The 15,390-nt window shown below is 71.4% G+C and carries 13 protein-coding genes; 8 read left to right on the top strand and 5 right to left on the bottom strand.

Going from position 1 to position 15,390, the window contains the following annotated elements; translation table 11 throughout:
• The first annotated feature begins 41 nt into the window (after positions 1-41).
• The 3 genes from SZN_RS15000 to icmA all read left to right on the top strand — a co-directional run bounded on the left by SZN_RS15000 (position 42) and on the right by icmA (position 2,823).
• Entirely contained in the window at positions 42-551 is a 510-nt protein-coding gene (locus SZN_RS15000; RefSeq protein WP_007495822.1) for a MarR family winged helix-turn-helix transcriptional regulator, read from the top strand.
• Positions 552-716: 165 nt separating this feature from the next.
• Positions 717-1,049 (top strand): DUF3817 domain-containing protein, encoded by a 333-nt coding sequence (locus SZN_RS14995; RefSeq protein ID WP_007495820.1) that lies wholly within the window; start codon positions 717-719, stop codon positions 1,047-1,049.
• Positions 1,050-1,122: 73 nt separating this feature from the next.
• Positions 1,123-2,823 carry a coenzyme B12-dependent isobutyryl-CoA mutase large subunit gene (icmA, locus tag SZN_RS14990; RefSeq protein WP_007495818.1) on the top strand — a complete coding sequence of 567 codons (1,701 nt, stop codon included), beginning with the start codon at positions 1,123-1,125 and terminating at the stop codon, positions 2,821-2,823.
• Positions 2,824-2,883: 60 nt separating this feature from the next.
• Here the strand turns inward: icmA and SZN_RS14985 are convergent, their stop codons facing one another.
• Positions 2,884-3,519, bottom strand: coding sequence for a TetR/AcrR family transcriptional regulator (locus SZN_RS14985; RefSeq protein WP_007495816.1), 636 nt, complete (start codon positions 3,517-3,519; stop codon positions 2,884-2,886).
• A 214-nt stretch (positions 3,520-3,733) separates the two neighbouring features.
• Here SZN_RS14985 and SZN_RS14980 point away from each other — a divergent pair, with 214 nt between their 5' ends.
• The 4 genes from SZN_RS14980 to SZN_RS14965 all read left to right on the top strand — a co-directional run bounded on the left by SZN_RS14980 (position 3,734) and on the right by SZN_RS14965 (position 8,116).
• On the top strand, positions 3,734-4,708 hold the full coding sequence (locus SZN_RS14980; RefSeq protein WP_007495814.1) for a tetratricopeptide repeat protein: 975 nt from the start codon (positions 3,734-3,736) through the stop codon (positions 4,706-4,708).
• 661 nt (positions 4,709-5,369) lie between these two features.
• Complete coding sequence (locus SZN_RS14975; RefSeq protein ID WP_007495812.1) at positions 5,370-6,005, top strand: DUF6230 family protein; 636 nt, start codon at positions 5,370-5,372, stop codon at positions 6,003-6,005.
• 160 nt (positions 6,006-6,165) lie between these two features.
• Positions 6,166-6,729, top strand: a complete 564-nt coding sequence (locus SZN_RS14970; RefSeq protein WP_007495810.1) for a DUF6114 domain-containing protein — start codon at positions 6,166-6,168, stop codon at positions 6,727-6,729.
• Positions 6,719-8,116, top strand: coding sequence for a hypothetical protein (locus SZN_RS14965; protein WP_007495809.1), 1,398 nt, complete (start codon positions 6,719-6,721; stop codon positions 8,114-8,116). Before SZN_RS14970 ends, SZN_RS14965 begins: the two co-directional genes overlap by 11 nt.
• A gap of 91 nt (positions 8,117-8,207) precedes the next feature.
• Here the strand turns inward: SZN_RS14965 and pyk are convergent, their stop codons facing one another.
• The 3 genes from pyk to pta all read right to left on the bottom strand — a co-directional run bounded on the left by pyk (position 8,208) and on the right by pta (position 13,051).
• Entirely contained in the window at positions 8,208-9,638 is a 1,431-nt protein-coding gene (gene pyk, locus SZN_RS14960) for a pyruvate kinase (RefSeq protein WP_007495807.1), read from the bottom strand.
• Between the two features lie 99 nt (positions 9,639-9,737).
• Positions 9,738-10,952: an acetate kinase gene (locus tag SZN_RS14955; RefSeq protein WP_007495805.1), complete on the bottom strand. Its 1,215-nt coding sequence runs from the start codon at positions 10,950-10,952 to the stop codon at positions 9,738-9,740.
• A complete protein-coding gene (gene pta, locus SZN_RS14950) occupies positions 10,949-13,051 on the bottom strand; it encodes a phosphate acetyltransferase (protein ID WP_007495803.1) in 2,103 nt (700 codons plus the stop codon). Before pta ends, SZN_RS14955 begins: the two co-directional genes overlap by 4 nt.
• A gap of 283 nt (positions 13,052-13,334) precedes the next feature.
• Between pta and SZN_RS14945 the strand changes: the two genes are divergently transcribed.
• A complete protein-coding gene (locus tag SZN_RS14945) occupies positions 13,335-14,360 on the top strand; it encodes an ATP-dependent 6-phosphofructokinase (RefSeq protein ID WP_007495801.1) in 1,026 nt (341 codons plus the stop codon).
• Positions 14,361-14,504: 144 nt separating this feature from the next.
• On the opposite strand, the gene SZN_RS14940 is transcribed toward SZN_RS14945, so the two are convergent.
• Complete coding sequence (locus SZN_RS14940; protein WP_425274440.1) at positions 14,505-15,251, bottom strand: helix-turn-helix domain-containing protein; 747 nt, start codon at positions 15,249-15,251, stop codon at positions 14,505-14,507.
• Positions 15,252-15,390 lie beyond the last annotated feature (139 nt).

Raw genomic sequence — 15,390 nt, 5'->3', positions numbered from 1 at the left:
CAGGGCTGACCGGCATGTGACCGGCCGGTAAGGTCGACCGCGTGCCGAAGCCGCTCAGCCTCCCCTTCGACCCCATCGCCCGCGCCGACGAACTCTGGAAGCAGCGCTGGGGGAACGTGCCGTCCATGGCCGCCATCACCTCGATCATGCGCGCGCAGCAGATCCTGCTCGCCGAGGTCGACTCGGTGGTCAAGCCCTACGGACTGACGTTCGCGCGTTACGAGGCGCTGGTGCTGCTGAACTTCGCCAAGGCCGGCGAACTGCCGATGTCCAAGATCGGCGAGCGGCTCATGGTGCATCCGACCTCGGTGACGAACACAGTGGACCGGCTGGTCCGCTCCGGTCTGGTGGACAAGCGGCCCAACCCCAACGACGGGCGCGGCACCCTCGCCTCCATCACCGCCAAGGGCCGCGAGGTCGTCGAGGCGGCCACCCGCGACCTGATGGCCATGGACTTCGGGCTCGGGGTGTACGACGCCGAGGAGTGCGCGGAGATCTTCGCGATGCTGCGCCCGCTGCGGGTCGCGGCCCACGACTTCGACGAGGGCTGAGACGGGGGCCGGGACGGGGGCCGGGGCGCGTCCGCGCCGGGGCCGCGACCGGCGTCCGCGACCGGGGCCGCGACCGGGCGTCCGCGACCCGGGACCCGGGACCCGGGACCCGGGACCCGGGACCCGGGACAAGATCTCCCGGAACGGATGGTTACGCTCTTGCGCATGAAGAAGAGCGTCCTGACCCGCTACCGGGTGATGGCCTACGTCACCGCCGTCATGCTGCTCGTGCTGTCCACCTCGATGGTGTTCAAGTACGGCTTCGACACGGGCGAGGACGTCACCTTCGCCGTCTCCCAGGTCCACGGGTTCCTCTACATCATCTACCTGATCTTCGCCTTCGACCTCGGGTCCAAGGCCAAGTGGCCGTTCGGCAAGCTCCTGTGGGTGCTGCTGTCCGGGACGATCCCGCTCGTCGCCTTCTTCGTCGAGCGCAAGGTCACACGCGAGGTGGAACCGCTGCTCAGCGGCGCCGAGCCGGCCGCCGCACGGGCCTGACGAAGCCGCCGTGCCGAGGGTGCGGCGGCTTTCCCGTCGACATTTACTAGGACGTCCTAGTAAATTCGTGGGTATGGACGCTGACGCCATCGAGGAGGGCCGCCGCCGCTGGCAGGCCCGGTACGACGCCGCGCGCAAGCGCGACGCAGACTTCACCACGCTCTCCGGGGACCCCGTGGAGCCGGTGTACGGGCCCCGGCCGGGAGACGGGTACGAGGGCTTCGAGCGGATCGGCTGGCCCGGGGAGTACCCCTTCACCCGCGGGCTGCACCCGACCGGCTACCGCGGGCGGACGTGGACCATCCGGCAGTTCGCCGGGTTCGGCAACGCCGAGCAGACCAACGAGCGCTACAAGATGATCCTCGGCAACGGCGGCGGCGGTCTCTCCGTCGCCTTCGACATGCCGACGCTGATGGGCCGCGACTCCGACGACCCGCGCGCGCTGGGCGAGGTCGGGCACTGCGGTGTCGCCATCGACTCCGCCGCCGACATGGAGGTCCTCTTCAAGGACATCCCGCTGGGCGGCGTCACCACGTCCATGACCATCAGCGGCCCGGCCGTGCCGGTCTTCTGCATGTACCTGGTGGCCGCCGAGCGCCAGGGCGTCGACCCGGGCGTGCTCAACGGCACGCTCCAGACCGACATCTTCAAGGAGTACATCGCCCAGAAGGAATGGCTCTTCCAGCCCGAGCCGCATCTGCGCCTCATCGGCGACCTCATGGAGCACTGCGCGGCCGGCATCCCCGCCTACAAGCCGCTGTCCGTCTCCGGCTACCACATCCGCGAGGCCGGGGCGACGGCCGCGCAGGAGCTGGCGTACACCCTCGCGGACGGCTTCGGCTACGTCGAACTGGGCCTCAGCCGCGGTCTCGACGTCGACGTCTTCGCACCCGGCCTGTCCTTCTTCTTCGACGCGCACCTCGACTTCTTCGAGGAGATCGCCAAGTTCCGGGCCGCCCGGCGGATCTGGGCGCGCTGGATGCGCGACGTGTACGGCGCCCGGAGCGAGAAGGCGCAGTGGCTGCGCTTCCACACCCAGACCGCGGGCGTGTCGCTGACCGCCCAGCAGCCGTACAACAACGTCGTGCGCACCGCCGTGGAGGCGCTGGCCGCCGTGCTCGGCGGGACCAACTCGCTGCACACCAACGCCCTCGACGAGACCCTGGCCCTGCCCTCCGAACAGGCCGCGGAGATCGCCCTGCGCACCCAGCAGGTGCTCATGGAGGAGACCGGCGTCGCCAACGTGGCGGACCCGCTGGGCGGTTCCTGGTTCGTCGAGCAGCTCACCGACCGGATCGAGGTCGACGCCGAGAAGATCTTCGAGCAGATCAAGGAGCGGGGCCTGCGGGCGCACCCCGACGGGCGGCACCCCATCGGGCCGATCACCTCCGGCATCCTGCGCGGCATCGAGGACGGCTGGTTCACCGGGGAGATCGCGGAGTCCGCCTTCCGCTACCAGCGGTCCCTGGAGAAGGGCGAGAAGCGCGTCGTCGGCGTCAACGTCCACACCCCCTCCGTCACCGGCGACCTGGAGATCCTCCGGGTCAGCCACGAGGTGGAGCGCGACCAGGTGCGGGTGCTGGCCGCCCGCAGGGCCGCCCGCGACGACGCCGCGGTGCGCGCCGCCCTGGCGGAGATGCTGGCCGCCGCGCGCGGCGGCGCCAACATGATCACGCCGATGCTGGACGCCGTGCGCGCCGAGGCGACCCTCGGCGAGATCTGCGACGTGCTGCGCGACGAGTGGGGCGTCTACACGGAGCCGGCCGGCTTCTGAGCGGTGCGGGGGCGGTGAGGGGGCGGTGCGGGGGCGGTGCGGGGCGCCCGCCCCGCCCCCTCACTCCCCGGGAGCCCCCGAGGCCGCTCCCGTCAGCCCCAGCAGCAGGACCTGCGTGAAGCCGCGCACCCACTCCTCGTCCGCCGGATGCCCGCTCACCAGCGTGCGGTGCACGACCGCGCCCGCCACCATGTCGAAGATCAGGTCGACCGTGCGGGCGGCCTCCCCGGCGTCGCTCTCCGGCGGCAGCTCGCCCCGGCACTGGGCGCGCACCCTGCCCTCCACCACGAGCCTCTTCTGGCGGTCCACGACCGAGGTGCGCAGCCGCTCGCGCAGCGCGTCGTCCCGGGTCGACTCCGCGACCACCGCCATCAGTCCGCTCCTGGCCTCCGGGCGGGCCAGGATGGCGGCGAACTGGAGCACGACCCCCTCGATGTCGGCGGCGAGGCTGCCGCGGTCGGGCAGCCGCAGCTCGTCGAAGAGTTCCGCGACCGCGTCGACGACGAGTTCGTTCTTGCCGGACCAGCGGCGGTACAGGGTCGTCTTCGCGACCCCCGCGCGGGTGGCCACGTCCCCCAACGTCAGCTTGGACCAGCCCAGTTCGACCAGAGCCTCGCGGGTGGCCGCCAGGATCGCGGCGTCCGCGGCGGCGCTGCGCGGACGGCCGGGACGGGCGGTGGCGGGGCGGCTCTGCATGTCCCGACCATAACCGGGGGTTTGTCCCGTGCGACGGTGAGGCAGATCACTCGGGGGTGCTGGTCACGCGGACCCGCATGCCATTACGCTACGACCCGTAGCGAAAGCGACGACCACTGGCGCGGGGTGGGGACCCGGCGCCGACACCATGCCGGGTCGGGCCCGGCGGGCACACCGTTTTCACAGTGCGCACCGGACGGGGGAGGATAGACCCATGCAGCCACGGAACATGTCCATGAGCGGGGTCGTCGACCTCGCCGCGGTGAAGGCGGCCCAGGAGGCCAAGGCCAAGGCGGAGCAGGTGCGCGCCGAGTCCGCCCGGCAGGGCGGGGGAGGGGCCGTCTCGCCCGCCGACCTCGTGATCGAGGTGGATGAGGCGGGCTTCGAGAGCGAGGTCCTCCAGCGCTCCGCCGAGGTGCCCGTCGTCATCGACTTCTGGGCCGAGTGGTGCGAGCCCTGCAAGCAGCTGAGCCCGGTGCTGGAGCGGCTCGCCGTCGAGTACAACGGCCGCTTCCTGCTCGCCAAGATCGACGTCGACGCCAACCAGATGCTGATGCAGCAGTTCGGCGTCCAGGGGATTCCCGCCGTGTTCGCGGTGGTCGCCGGCCAGGCGCTGCCGCTCTTCCAGGGCGCGGCCGGCGAGGCCGAGATCCGCGAGACGCTCGACCAGCTCGTCGCCGTCGCGGAGCAGCGCTTCGGCCTCACCGGCCTGAGCGTCGACCCGGACGCCGAGCCCGGCGGCGCGCACAGCGCCCCCGCCGTCCAGGCCGGTCCGCACGACGCCCTGCTGGAGGCCGCCGTCCAGGCCCTGGACGCGGGCGACCTGGACGGTGCCGTCCGGGCGTACCGGAGCGTACTGAGCGAGGACCCGTCGAACTCGGAGGCCGGACTCGGCCTGGCGCAGGCCGAGTTGCTCCAGCGGGTGCAGGGCGCGGACCCCCAGCAGGTGCGCAAGGACGCCGCGGAGAACCCGGCCGACGTGCGGGCGCAGATCGCCGCGGCCGACCTCGACCTGGTGGGCGGTCATGTCGAGGACGCCTTCGGCCGGCTCATCGAGACCGTGCAGCGCACGGCGGGCGAGGACCGCGACACCGTACGGCTGCGGCTGCTGGAGCTGTTCGAGGTGGTGGGCGGCGAGGACCCGCGGGTCGCGGCCGCGCGCAGGGCGCTGGCGCGGGCGCTGTTCTGACCGGCGTGCCGACCGGGGCGGCGGCCCCGTTCTGACCAGTCACTAAACGCGCGGGGCCGTGGTGCCCCGGTGAAACAACTGTCGACAGAGCACCAAAGCGGCCGCGCTTTACCAAAACTTGGTAAACGCGGCCGCAGTTACTCCAGGTAAGTCGGGGGTGTGGTTCTGTCGGCTTCTGTCTGGCGATTCATGGATTTGTCCGGGCGGGTGATGCCACCCTGAGTCGCTGCCCGAGACCCGCGGGTCGTTGTTCGGTTATCCGGCCGTTACTACCGAGTAACGAAGCCCCTTGTGCGGGCGGCGAGAATGCACCACGATCGGCCACGCTCGGTCCGTTCCCGCACCCCGACAGCCGGTCGGGTCACGGGAGTTCCTGGGTCCCCACCGAGCAGGGCCGGCGGCAGTGGCGCCGGCTCTTGGGCAGGGGGGTCTTCGCTCATCGGCGAAGCCTGTCCAGCAAGGTTGTGCGTGATGCGTGTCAGGCGCGACCAGTGGTTGTCGCTCGGGGGTGATCGCCGGTGATTCGGGCGCGTTCGGCGCCACCGAGCGCGGGCGCTCTCCTTCCCGAGGACGTAGCACTTCTCCCATCCCTGCCCGGCTGGGCCGTCGAGCCGACAGTGGCAGCCAGGGTCAGGAGATGTACGTCCGAGAAGGAGGAAATATGGAGTCCCAGGTGCGTGGCGGGACCAGATGGAAGCGGTTCGCTGTGGTCATGGTGCCCAGCGTCGCCGCCACGGCAGCGATAGGTGTCGCCCTCGCGCAGGGCGCTCTCGCCGCGTCGTTCAGCGTGTCCGGCCAGTCGTTCAAGGTCTCGACGGACAAGCTCGTCGGTAACGGCTTCTCGCAGTACGGCGCTCTTGACGAGGGCTACACGCTCTCCGGCAAGAAGACGGTCAACCCCGTCGCCGTCTCGGCGTTCAAGTCCGCGACCATCAACAACCTGTGCCAGTCCGTGGTCACCCCTGACATCCCGGTCCTCGGGAGCGTCAGCCTGATCCTGCGGGCCGGCCAGGGCGACACCCCGGTCGAGGCGAAGAACCTCTACATCGACATCGCCGACCTGAGCGCGGACGCGACGTTCGAGAACATCGACATCGGTGTGGCCGCCAAGGACGCCAGCAAGGGTCCGGGCATGAAGGGCGGCGGCGAGCAGGCCAACCCGTACGGGTTCGCCCAGCAGGCCGACAAGGCCACGCTGACCGGCGTGAAGCAGACGGCGTGGGCCACCACGGCCGGAACCTTCAAGCTCAGCGGGCTGAAGATGTCGCTGTCGACGGGTGCCAAGGAATGCTACTGAGCACTCGGTGACGGGCGGGGGAGCCGATGGCGCCCCCGCCCTTCCACTCTCCGCCCGCTTTCTTCACAAGTGGGCGGGAAACAGCACCACTTCGACGCACCACCCACGTACCACCCACGCATCACCACCACAGCAACGCCGTACCAGGGAGCTGTTTTCCATGAGTGCCGAGACTCCTGTCGCGCCCGGCCATGACGAGCATCACCTCCAGGTCCTTCGGCGGAACTTCCGTGCCTGGAGGGGCACCAGGCCGTTCTGGGCGGGTCTGTTCGTCATGCTCGGCGGACTCCCGATCGCCTACTTCCCGTACGCGAACCTGCAGATCGGCAATCTGACCCTGGCGATGGCCACGACCGCGGGAGCCGGGTCCCTGATCATCGGTGTCCTGCTCGTGGTCCTGGGCTTCAGCCTCTGGTTCCAGAAGCACGTACGCACCTTCGCGGGCGTCGCGGCGATCCTGCTGGCCCTGGTGTCCATCCCCGTCTCCAACATCGGCGGCTTCCTCATCGGCTTCCTCCTCGCCCTCGTCGGCGGGGCCATGGCCGTGTCGTGGGCGCCGGGTCGGGAAGGCGAGGCGGTGCCGGCGGCGCCCGGCGGGGCGCCCGCGCCCGAGGGCGCCGGCGACTCCGGCACCGATCTCCACAAGCCCGCGGTGGGCGAGCCGAACGATCTGTCAGGAACGAGCCCGGGGAACGGGGCGAACGGGAGGCACAGTGCCGGCTGACGAGGTGACCCACGGGACCGAGGTGGACACGTCCCGTGCGAGAACCGGGCCGCGTCACGCGGCGCCCAAGAAGCCGCTGTTCACCAGGTTCCACATGCCCGCGGGCAAGGCGATAGCCCTGGCGGCGATGCCGACCGCGGTCCTCATGGGCATGGGCTTCACGCCCACGCTCGCGCAGGCCGACAGCGAGAACGCCGGCAAGCCGACGGCCAAGAGCCTCACGGTGGACGAGTACAAGGACTGCGTGGCCGCGCTGGCGGACGACGCCTCGGCGTCCCCCTCCCCGAGCACCACCGAACCGGCCGGCGAGGAGACGGCGAAGCCGACCCCCTCGGCGTCGCCCGGCTCCGCGGGCGGTGCGGCCTCCGGGGGCGAAACCCCTCCTTCTGGCTCCTCTGGCTCCTCTGGCTCCGCTGGTTCTTCCGGTTCCTCCGGTTCGTCGGATTCAGGTTCCGACGACGCGGACGGGCCCACCCCGACGCCGTCCCCGAGCAAGTCCGCCGGGGCGCAGACCGGCGCCCCGGCCACGCAGACCCCCGCGCCGCCCGAGGGCGGCGGCAACCTGCTGGAGAACATAGGCGACGCCATCTCCGGCATCTTCACGGGCGGCGCGAAGGACGAGGCGGGCGCGACCGCGACGCCGTCGCCGGGCGCGAGCGACAGCGCGCAGGCGCCGTCCGGGTCCTCCGGCTCCTCCGGCTCCGGCGGCTCCGCGGGCAAGGACGCCTCCGAGGCGCCCGACCCGGTCGGGGAGACCGCCGGCAAGGCCACCGAGAAGGTCGGGGACACCGTCGGGGGCGCCACCGGCAAGGCGTCCGAGGCCGCGAAGGACACCACCGAGGCGGCCCGGGACGCGGCGGGCGAGGCCACCGCCACGCCGAGCCCCTCCGCGAGCTCCACCGCCGACCCGCGGAACTGCCCGAAGGCCACCGACGCCGAGGGCGGCGTCGACAACCCCGTGCCGCTGCCCGACGACCCGTGGTTCCTGAACGCCAGTTCGCTGCTGCTGAAGGGCGCCGACTACCAGGGCGTCGTCAAGGTGCGCACGGCGGGCGGCGCCACCAAGAAGGTGCTGAAGTACGTCATCTCCGACGGCACCGACATCGGCGACCTGAAGCAGACGGTCAAGGACAAGCAGTCCGGCAAGACGTACCACGTGGAGGCGGCGCCGGGTTCCACCTCCACGATCCGCAACGGCAAGACGGTGATGTACACCGAGAGCATCTCCGGGAACCTGCTCGGGCTGATACCCGTGACGTTCGACCCGGAGAACCCGCCGCCGCTGAACATCCCGCTGATCTACTTCACCAAGGTCAAGGTGGTCCAGGCCGGCCAGTTCGGCGGCACGCTGTTCGTGCCCGGCCTGCGCAACTTCATCACCGACTGACCGATCCCACCGGACCCGTCCGGGAGCCGCACAGACCGAGGGCGCCCCCTGCCGCAGGGGGCGCCCTCGGTGCCGTACCGCAGACCGGGTGTCAGTCGCGGCCCGTGCCGCCCAGGTGGTGCACCCGGACCATGTTGGTCGTCCCGGGGACACCGGGCGGCGAGCCCGCGGTGATCACGACGATGTCGCCCTCGCCGAACAGGTTGAGCTTGACGATCTCCTGGTCGACCAGGTCGACCATCTCGTCGGTGCTGTTGACGAACGGCACGACGTGCGGCTCCACGCCCCAGCTCAGCGTCATCTGGTTGCGGGTGGACTCGTCCGTGGTGAACGCGATGATCTGCTGGGCCGCGCGGTAGCGGCTCAGCCGGCGGGCGGTGTCGCCGGACTGGGTGAAGGCGACCAGGCCCTTGCCGCCGAGGAAGTCGGCGATCTCGCAGGCCGCGCGGGCCACCGAACCGCCCTGCGTGCGCGGCTTCTTGCCGGGGACGAGCGGCTGAAGGCCCTTGCTCAGCAGCTCCTGCTCGGCCGCGGTGACGATCTTCGACATCGTCCGCACGGTCTCGACGGGGTACGCGCCCACGCTGGACTCGGCGGACAGCATGACCGCGTCGGCGCCGTCCAGGATCGCGTTGGCGACGTCGGACGCCTCGGCGCGGGTCGGCCGCGAGTTGGTGATCATCGACTCCATCATCTGGGTCGCCACGATCACCGGCTTGGCGTTGCGGCGGCACAGCTCGATGAGGCGCTTCTGCACCATCGGGACCTTCTCGAGCGGGTACTCGACGGCCAGGTCGCCGCGCGCGACCATCACGCCGTCGAACGCCAGCACGACGTCCTCCATGTTCGCCACCGCCTGCGGCTTCTCCACCTTGGCGATGACCGGGACGCGGCGGCCGACCTCGTCCATGACCTTGTGCACGTCCTGGACGTCGTGGGCGTCCCGGACGAAGGAGAGCGCGACCAGGTCGCAGCCCATGCGCAGCGCGAACCGCAGGTCCTCGACGTCCTTCTCGGACAGCGCGGGCACGTTCACCGCCGCGCCGGGCAGGTTGATGCCCTTGTGGTCGGAGACGACGCCGCCCTCGATGACGATCGTGCGCACCCGGGGGCCCTCGACGTCCAGGACCTTCAGCTCGACGTTGCCGTCGTTGATGAGGATCTGGTCGCCGCGCGAGACGTCACCGGGCAGGCCCTTGTACGTCGTCCCGCAGACGGTCTTGTCGCCCGGGACGTCCTCGGTCGTGATGACGAACTCGTCACCGCGCTCCAGCTCGACCGGGCCCTCCGCGAAGGTCTCCAGGCGGATCTTCGGACCCTGGAGGTCGGCGAGCACCCCGATGGCCCTGCCCGTCTCCCGGGCGGCCGACCGCAGGCGCTCGTAGCGCCCCTGGTGGTCCTCGTGGGTGCCGTGGCTGAAGTTGAAGCGGGCCACGTTCATGCCGGCCTCGATCAGCGAGACGAGCTGTTCATGGGAGTCGACCGCGGGGCCGAGGGTACAAACGATTTTCGAACGGCGCATGGGACGATCCTATCGGTTTGTTTCGCCGCGGAATATTCCGTCTGGTGGAAGATACAAATGAGCTTCGCTTTGCTCAGCCGTGTCACCGGGCCGTCTGCCTCAGCTGTTCGCCTTCCCGACCAGTGCGTAGGTCTGTGTCGCGATCTCCAGTTCCTCGTCCGTGGGCACGACGGCCACCGCCACCCGCGCGCCCGCGGGCGAGACGATCCGCGGCCCGTCGGCGCGCGCGGCGTTCAGCTCCGGGTCCACCGCGAGACCGAGCTGGTCCAGGCCCGCCACGGCGGCCTCCCGCACCGGCGCCGCGTTCTCGCCGACACCGGCCGTGAACGCGACCGCGTCCACCCGGCCGAGCACGGCGCAATACGCGCCGATGTACTTCTTCAGCCGGTGAATGTAGATGTCGAAGGCCAATCGCGCCCGCTCGTCGCCCTCGTCGATCCGGCGGCGGATCTCCCGCATGTCGTTGTCGCCGCACAGGCCGGTCAATCCGCTCTTCTTGTTGAGAAGAGTGTCGATTTCCCCGATGGACATGTCGCCAACGCGTGCCAAATGGAAGATGACCGCGGGATCGACGTCCCCGGATCGCGTACCCATCACGAGCCCCTCCAAAGGCGTGAGCCCCATCGAGGTGTCGACGCAGGTCCCGCCCCGCACCGCGGACGCGGAGGCGCCGTTGCCCAGGTGCAGCACGATGACGTTGACGTCCTCGGGGGCCCTGCCGAGCAGGGCGGCGGTGGCGCGGGAGACGAAGGCGTGCGAGGTGCCGTGGAAGCCGTAGCGCCGGATGCGGTGGCGGTCGGCGGTCTCGACGTCGATGGCGTAGCGGGCGGCGGACTCCGGCATCGTCGTGTGGAACGCGGTGTCGAAGACGGCGACCTGCGGCAGGTCCGGGCGCAGGGCGCGGGCGGTGCGGATGCCGGTCAGGTTGGCCGGGTTGTGCAGCGGGGCCACCGGGATGAGCCGCTCGATCTCGGCGAGCACGGCGTCGTCGACGACGGTCGGCTCGGTGAAGCGCCGGCCGCCGTGCACCACCCGGTGCCCGATCGCGGCCAGTTCGGGCGAGTCGAGGCCGAGGCCGTCGCGGGCGAGTTCCTCCGCCACGGCCTTCAGCGCGGCGTCGTGGTCCGCGATCGCGCCGGTCCGCTCCCGGCTCTCCCCGCCGCCGGCCGACGGGGTGTGCCGCAGCCGTGAGGTCCGCTCGCCGATCCGCTCGACGAGGCCCACGGCCAGCCGGCCGCCGTCGCGCATGTCGAGCAGCTGGTACTTCAGCGACGAGGAGCCGGAGTTGAGGACGAGGACGCGGGTGGCGGTCACGGGGCGGTGGCCTTCCGGTCGGCGGGGGAGACGGTGGACTGCGACTGGATCGCCGTGATGGCGACGGTGTTGACGATGTCCGAGACGAGGGCGCCCCGGGAGAGGTCGTTGACCGGCTTGCGCAGGCCCTGGAGCACCGGGCCGACGGCGATCGCGCCGGCGGAGCGCTGCACGGCCTTGTAGGTGTTGTTGCCGGTGTTGAGGTCCGGGAAGACCAGCACCGTCGCCTGCCCGGCCACCTCGGACCCTGGCAGCTTGGTCGCGGCGACGGTCGGCTCGACGGCGGCGTCGTACTGGATGGGGCCCTCGATCTTCAGATCGGGCCGCCGCGCGCGCACCAGCCCGGTCGCCTCGCGCACCTTGTCGACGTCGGCGCCCGAGCCCGAGGTGCCCGTCGAGTACGACAGCATCGCGATCCGCGGCTCGACGCCGAACTGCTCGGCGGTCGCGGCCGACTGGATGGCGATGTCGGCCAGCTGCTCGGCGTCCGGGTCCGGGTTGACGGCGCAGTCGCCGTAGACGAGGACGCGGTCGGCGAGGCACATGAAGAACACCGAGGAGACGATCCCGGCGTCCGGCCGGGTCTTGATGATCTCGAAAGCGGGCCGGATGGTGGCGGCGGTGGAGTGCACGGACCCCGAGACCATGCCGTCGGCCAGCCCCTCCTGCACCATCAGCGTCCCGAAGTAGTTCACGTCGGAGACCACGTCGTACGCCAGCTCCACCGTGACGCCCTTGTGGGCGCGCAGCTGGGCGTACTTCTCCGCGAAGGCGTCGCGCAGCTCGCTGGTGGCCGGGTCGGTCAGCTGCGCGCCGCCCAGGTCGATGCCGAGGTCGGCGGCCCGCTTGCGGATCTGGTCGACCGGTCCGAGCAGGGTCAGGTCGCACACCCCGCGGCGCAGCAGCACCTCCGCGGCGTGCAGCACCCGCGGCTCGGTGCCCTCGGGCAGCACGATGCGGCGCATGCGCGAGCGGGCCCGCTCCAGCAGCTTGTGCTCGAACATCATCGGCGTGACCCGGTCCGTGCTCGGCGCCGAGACCCGCGTGAGCAGGTCGCCGGTGTCGACGTACCGCTCGAACAGACCGAGCGCGGTCTCCGCCTTGCGCGGGGTCGTCGCGTTCAACTTGCCCTCCAGGGAGAACAGTTGCTCGGCGGTGGGGAAGCTGTAGCCCGGCACCGACAGCACCGGGGTGCCCGGGGCGAGCCGGTCCGCCAGGGTCATGATCGCCTCGCCGGGCCGCTCGTCCAGGGTGAGCAGCAGTCCCGCGATCGGCGGGGTGCCCGAGCTGTGCGCGGCCAGCGAGCCGATCACCAGGTCGGCGCGGTCGCCCGGGGTCACCACCAGGCAGCCCGGGGTCAGCGCGGTCAGCAGGTTGGGCAGCATCGCGCCGCCGAACACGAAGTCGAGGGCGTCGCGCGCGAGCCCGGAGTCGTCGCCGAGCAGGACGGTGGCGTCCAGGGACTGCGCGATCTGCCAGACGGTCGGCGCGGCGAGGGCGGGCTCGTCCGGGACGACGTAGCAGGGCACCGGAAGCCGCGCCGCGAGGGAGCCGGCGATCGCGTCCCGGTCCTCGGGGCCGACCCGGTTGGTGACCATGGCGAGCACGTCGCAGCCCAGGTTCTCGTACGCCCGGTAGGCGTTGCGCGTCTCGGCGAGCACGGACTCGGCGGTCTGCCGGCGGCCGCCGACGACGGGTATCACGGAGGCGCCGAACTCGTTGGCCAGGCGGGCGTTGAGAGCGAGTTCGTCCGGGAGCTGGGTGTCGGCGAAGTCGGTGCCGAGGACGAGGACGACGTCGTAGTCCCGGGTGACGAGGTGGAACCGCTCGACGAGGGTGGAGACCAGCTCGTCGGTGCCGCGCTCGGCCTGGAGCGTGGACGCCTCGTGGTAGTCCATGCCGTAGACCGTCGCCGGGTCCTGCGAGAGCCGGTAGCGGGCGCGCAGCAGCTCGAACAGGCGGTCGGGCGAGTGGTGCACCAGCGGCCGGAACACCCCCACCCTGTCGACCTGCCGGGTCAGGAGCTCCATCACTCCCAGTTCGACCACCTGGCGTCCGTCGCCGCGGTCGATACCGGTCACGTACACGCTGCGCGTCACGCGTGCTCTCCGTTTCGTCCACCTGCACAAAAATCGCCCACCGAGGTGAGCAGAACCCTCTTGACAGTACCTCTGCCGATGGATAAGGCGCCCGTCAGTACCGGGGTCCCGGCCGTACCGGGAAGGGGGCGGAAAGGCCCGCGGGTCGGCGTATCGGGAGAAACGTATCGGGAGAAAAAGGGGGAAGAAGGGGTGAACCGAACGGAAGGGACGCCGTCCTCGGAGGCATGAAACAATCGGACCGGCTCACCGGTCACGACAGCGAGCAGGGAGACACAGCACGATGCGCATCGGAGTGCTCACCGCAGGCGGCGACTGCCCCGGACTGAACGCCGTGATCCGGTCGGTCGTGCACCGGGCCGTCGCCCAGTACGGCGACGAGGTGATCGGCTTCGAGGACGGCTTCGCGGGCCTGCTCGACGGCCACTACCGCCACCTCGACCTGGAGGCCGTGAGCGGCATCCTGGCCCGCGGCGGCACGATCCTCGGCTCGTCCCGGCTGGAGCGCAACCGGCTGCGCGAAGCCTGTGAGAACGCACCCGACATCGCACGCGACTTCGGCATCGACGCGCTCATCCCGATCGGCGGCGAGGGCACGCTGACGGCCGCGCGCATGCTGTCCGACGCGGGCCTGCCGGTGGTGGGCGTACCGAAGACGATCGACAACGACATCTCCTCCACGGACCGCACCTTCGGCTTCGACACGGCCGTGGGCGTCGCCACCGAGGCCATGGACCGGCTGAAGACGACGGCGGAGTCGCACCAGCGGGTGATGGTCGTCGAGGTCATGGGCCGCCACGCGGGCTGGATCGCCCTGGAGTCCGGCATGGCCGCGGGCGCCCACGGCATCTGCCTGCCCGAGCGCCCCTTCGACCCCGGCGACCTGGTGAAGATGGTCGAGGAGCGCTTCTCGCGCGGCAAGAAGTTCGCGGTGATCTGCGTCGCCGAGGGCGCCCACCCCGCCGAGGGCAGCATGGACTACGGCAAGGGCGAGATCGACCAGTACGGCCACGAGCGGTTCCAGGGCATCGGCACCGCCCTCGCCTTCGAGCTGGAGCGCCGCCTCGGCAAGGAGGCCAAGCCCGTCATCCTCGGCCACGTCCAGCGCGGCGGCACACCGACGGCGTACGACCGCGTCCTCGCCACCCGCTTCGGCTGGCACGCCGTGGAGGCCGCCCACCGGGGCGAGTTCGGGCGGATGACGGCGCTGCGCGGCACGGACATCGTCATGGTGCCGCTGGCCGAGGCGGTCACCGAGCTGAAGACGGTGCCCAAGGACCGCATGGACGAGGCCGAGTCGGTCTTCTAGGCGGCCCTCCGCGGTGCGGCGGGGCGTGGTGCGGCGGGGCGTGGTGCGGTGGGGCGCGGTGCGTGGTGCGGCCCTCCGCGGTGCGGCGGGGCGTGGTGCGGCGGGGCGTGGTGCGGTGGGGCGCGGTGCGTGATGCGGCGGGGCTCAGGGACCGTCGCTCCGGACGGCCGTCCAGAAGCGCTCCACGATCCGGTCCAGGAACTCCCGGCCGGCGGCGCTGGAGTCCCCGCTGCCGCCGCCCCAGCTGAGCGTCGCCGCCATCTGCCCCTGGTAGCTCTGGTGCAGCCCCTGGAGGGCGTCCTCCAGGACGCGCCGGTCCAGCGGCACCATCCTGCCGACCGGGCGCACATACGCCTGCCAGCGCGTCGTGACCGCGCTGTGCAGCAGGTCGGCGAGCCTGCCCTCCCGGCCGGTGACGGTGATGAAGTCGGGCAGCGTGAGGCCGAGCGTGTGCGCCAGCGCGGCCGACTGGCGCTCGGTGCCCTGCCAGTCGTCGTGCTCCTCCATGCGCAGATAGGCGCGGGTGTCGTGCCCGACGGCGCGTGCCACGTCCTCCGGCGCGAGGCCGCGGGAGATCCGGTGCTCGCGCAACGTCCTTGGTCTGCCCAGCAGTTCACCCGGGGAGCACCACAGCACACCGGCGAGAGCGGTGAGTTCGCCGCTGTCGGGGGCGGTGAGTTCGCGCTCCCACGCGATGACCAGGTCCCCGGTGACGTACGGCAGCCCGTAGGAGACCCGCAGGCCGTGGGCGACGTGCTCGGGCCCCATGTCGAGGGCGGCGCGCAGACGGCGGGCCGCGGGGGCGTTGAACGGGGGAGTCGGCGGGTCGCGGCGGCTGGGGCGGTCGGGGGGCTGGTTCGGCTGGGCTGGGGGTCGGCGCACGGCCCACAACGTAGGGCGCGGCGAGCGGGGTGACCACGGTCTGTTCGGCCAGGATCACGGATCGTAGGAAACTACGGCTACCCGCGGGTCCGTTCTCCGGAGGGTGGACCGGCCCCGGCGGGCAGCGCTGCCCGCGGCGCGGCGCCCC

It is taken from the genome of Streptomyces zinciresistens K42 (assembly GCF_000225525.1).
Taxonomy (GTDB): domain Bacteria; phylum Actinomycetota; class Actinomycetes; order Streptomycetales; family Streptomycetaceae; genus Streptomyces; species Streptomyces zinciresistens.
Note: the sequence above shows the minus strand (reverse complement) of the source record. Positions and strands in the feature narration are given on the sequence as shown.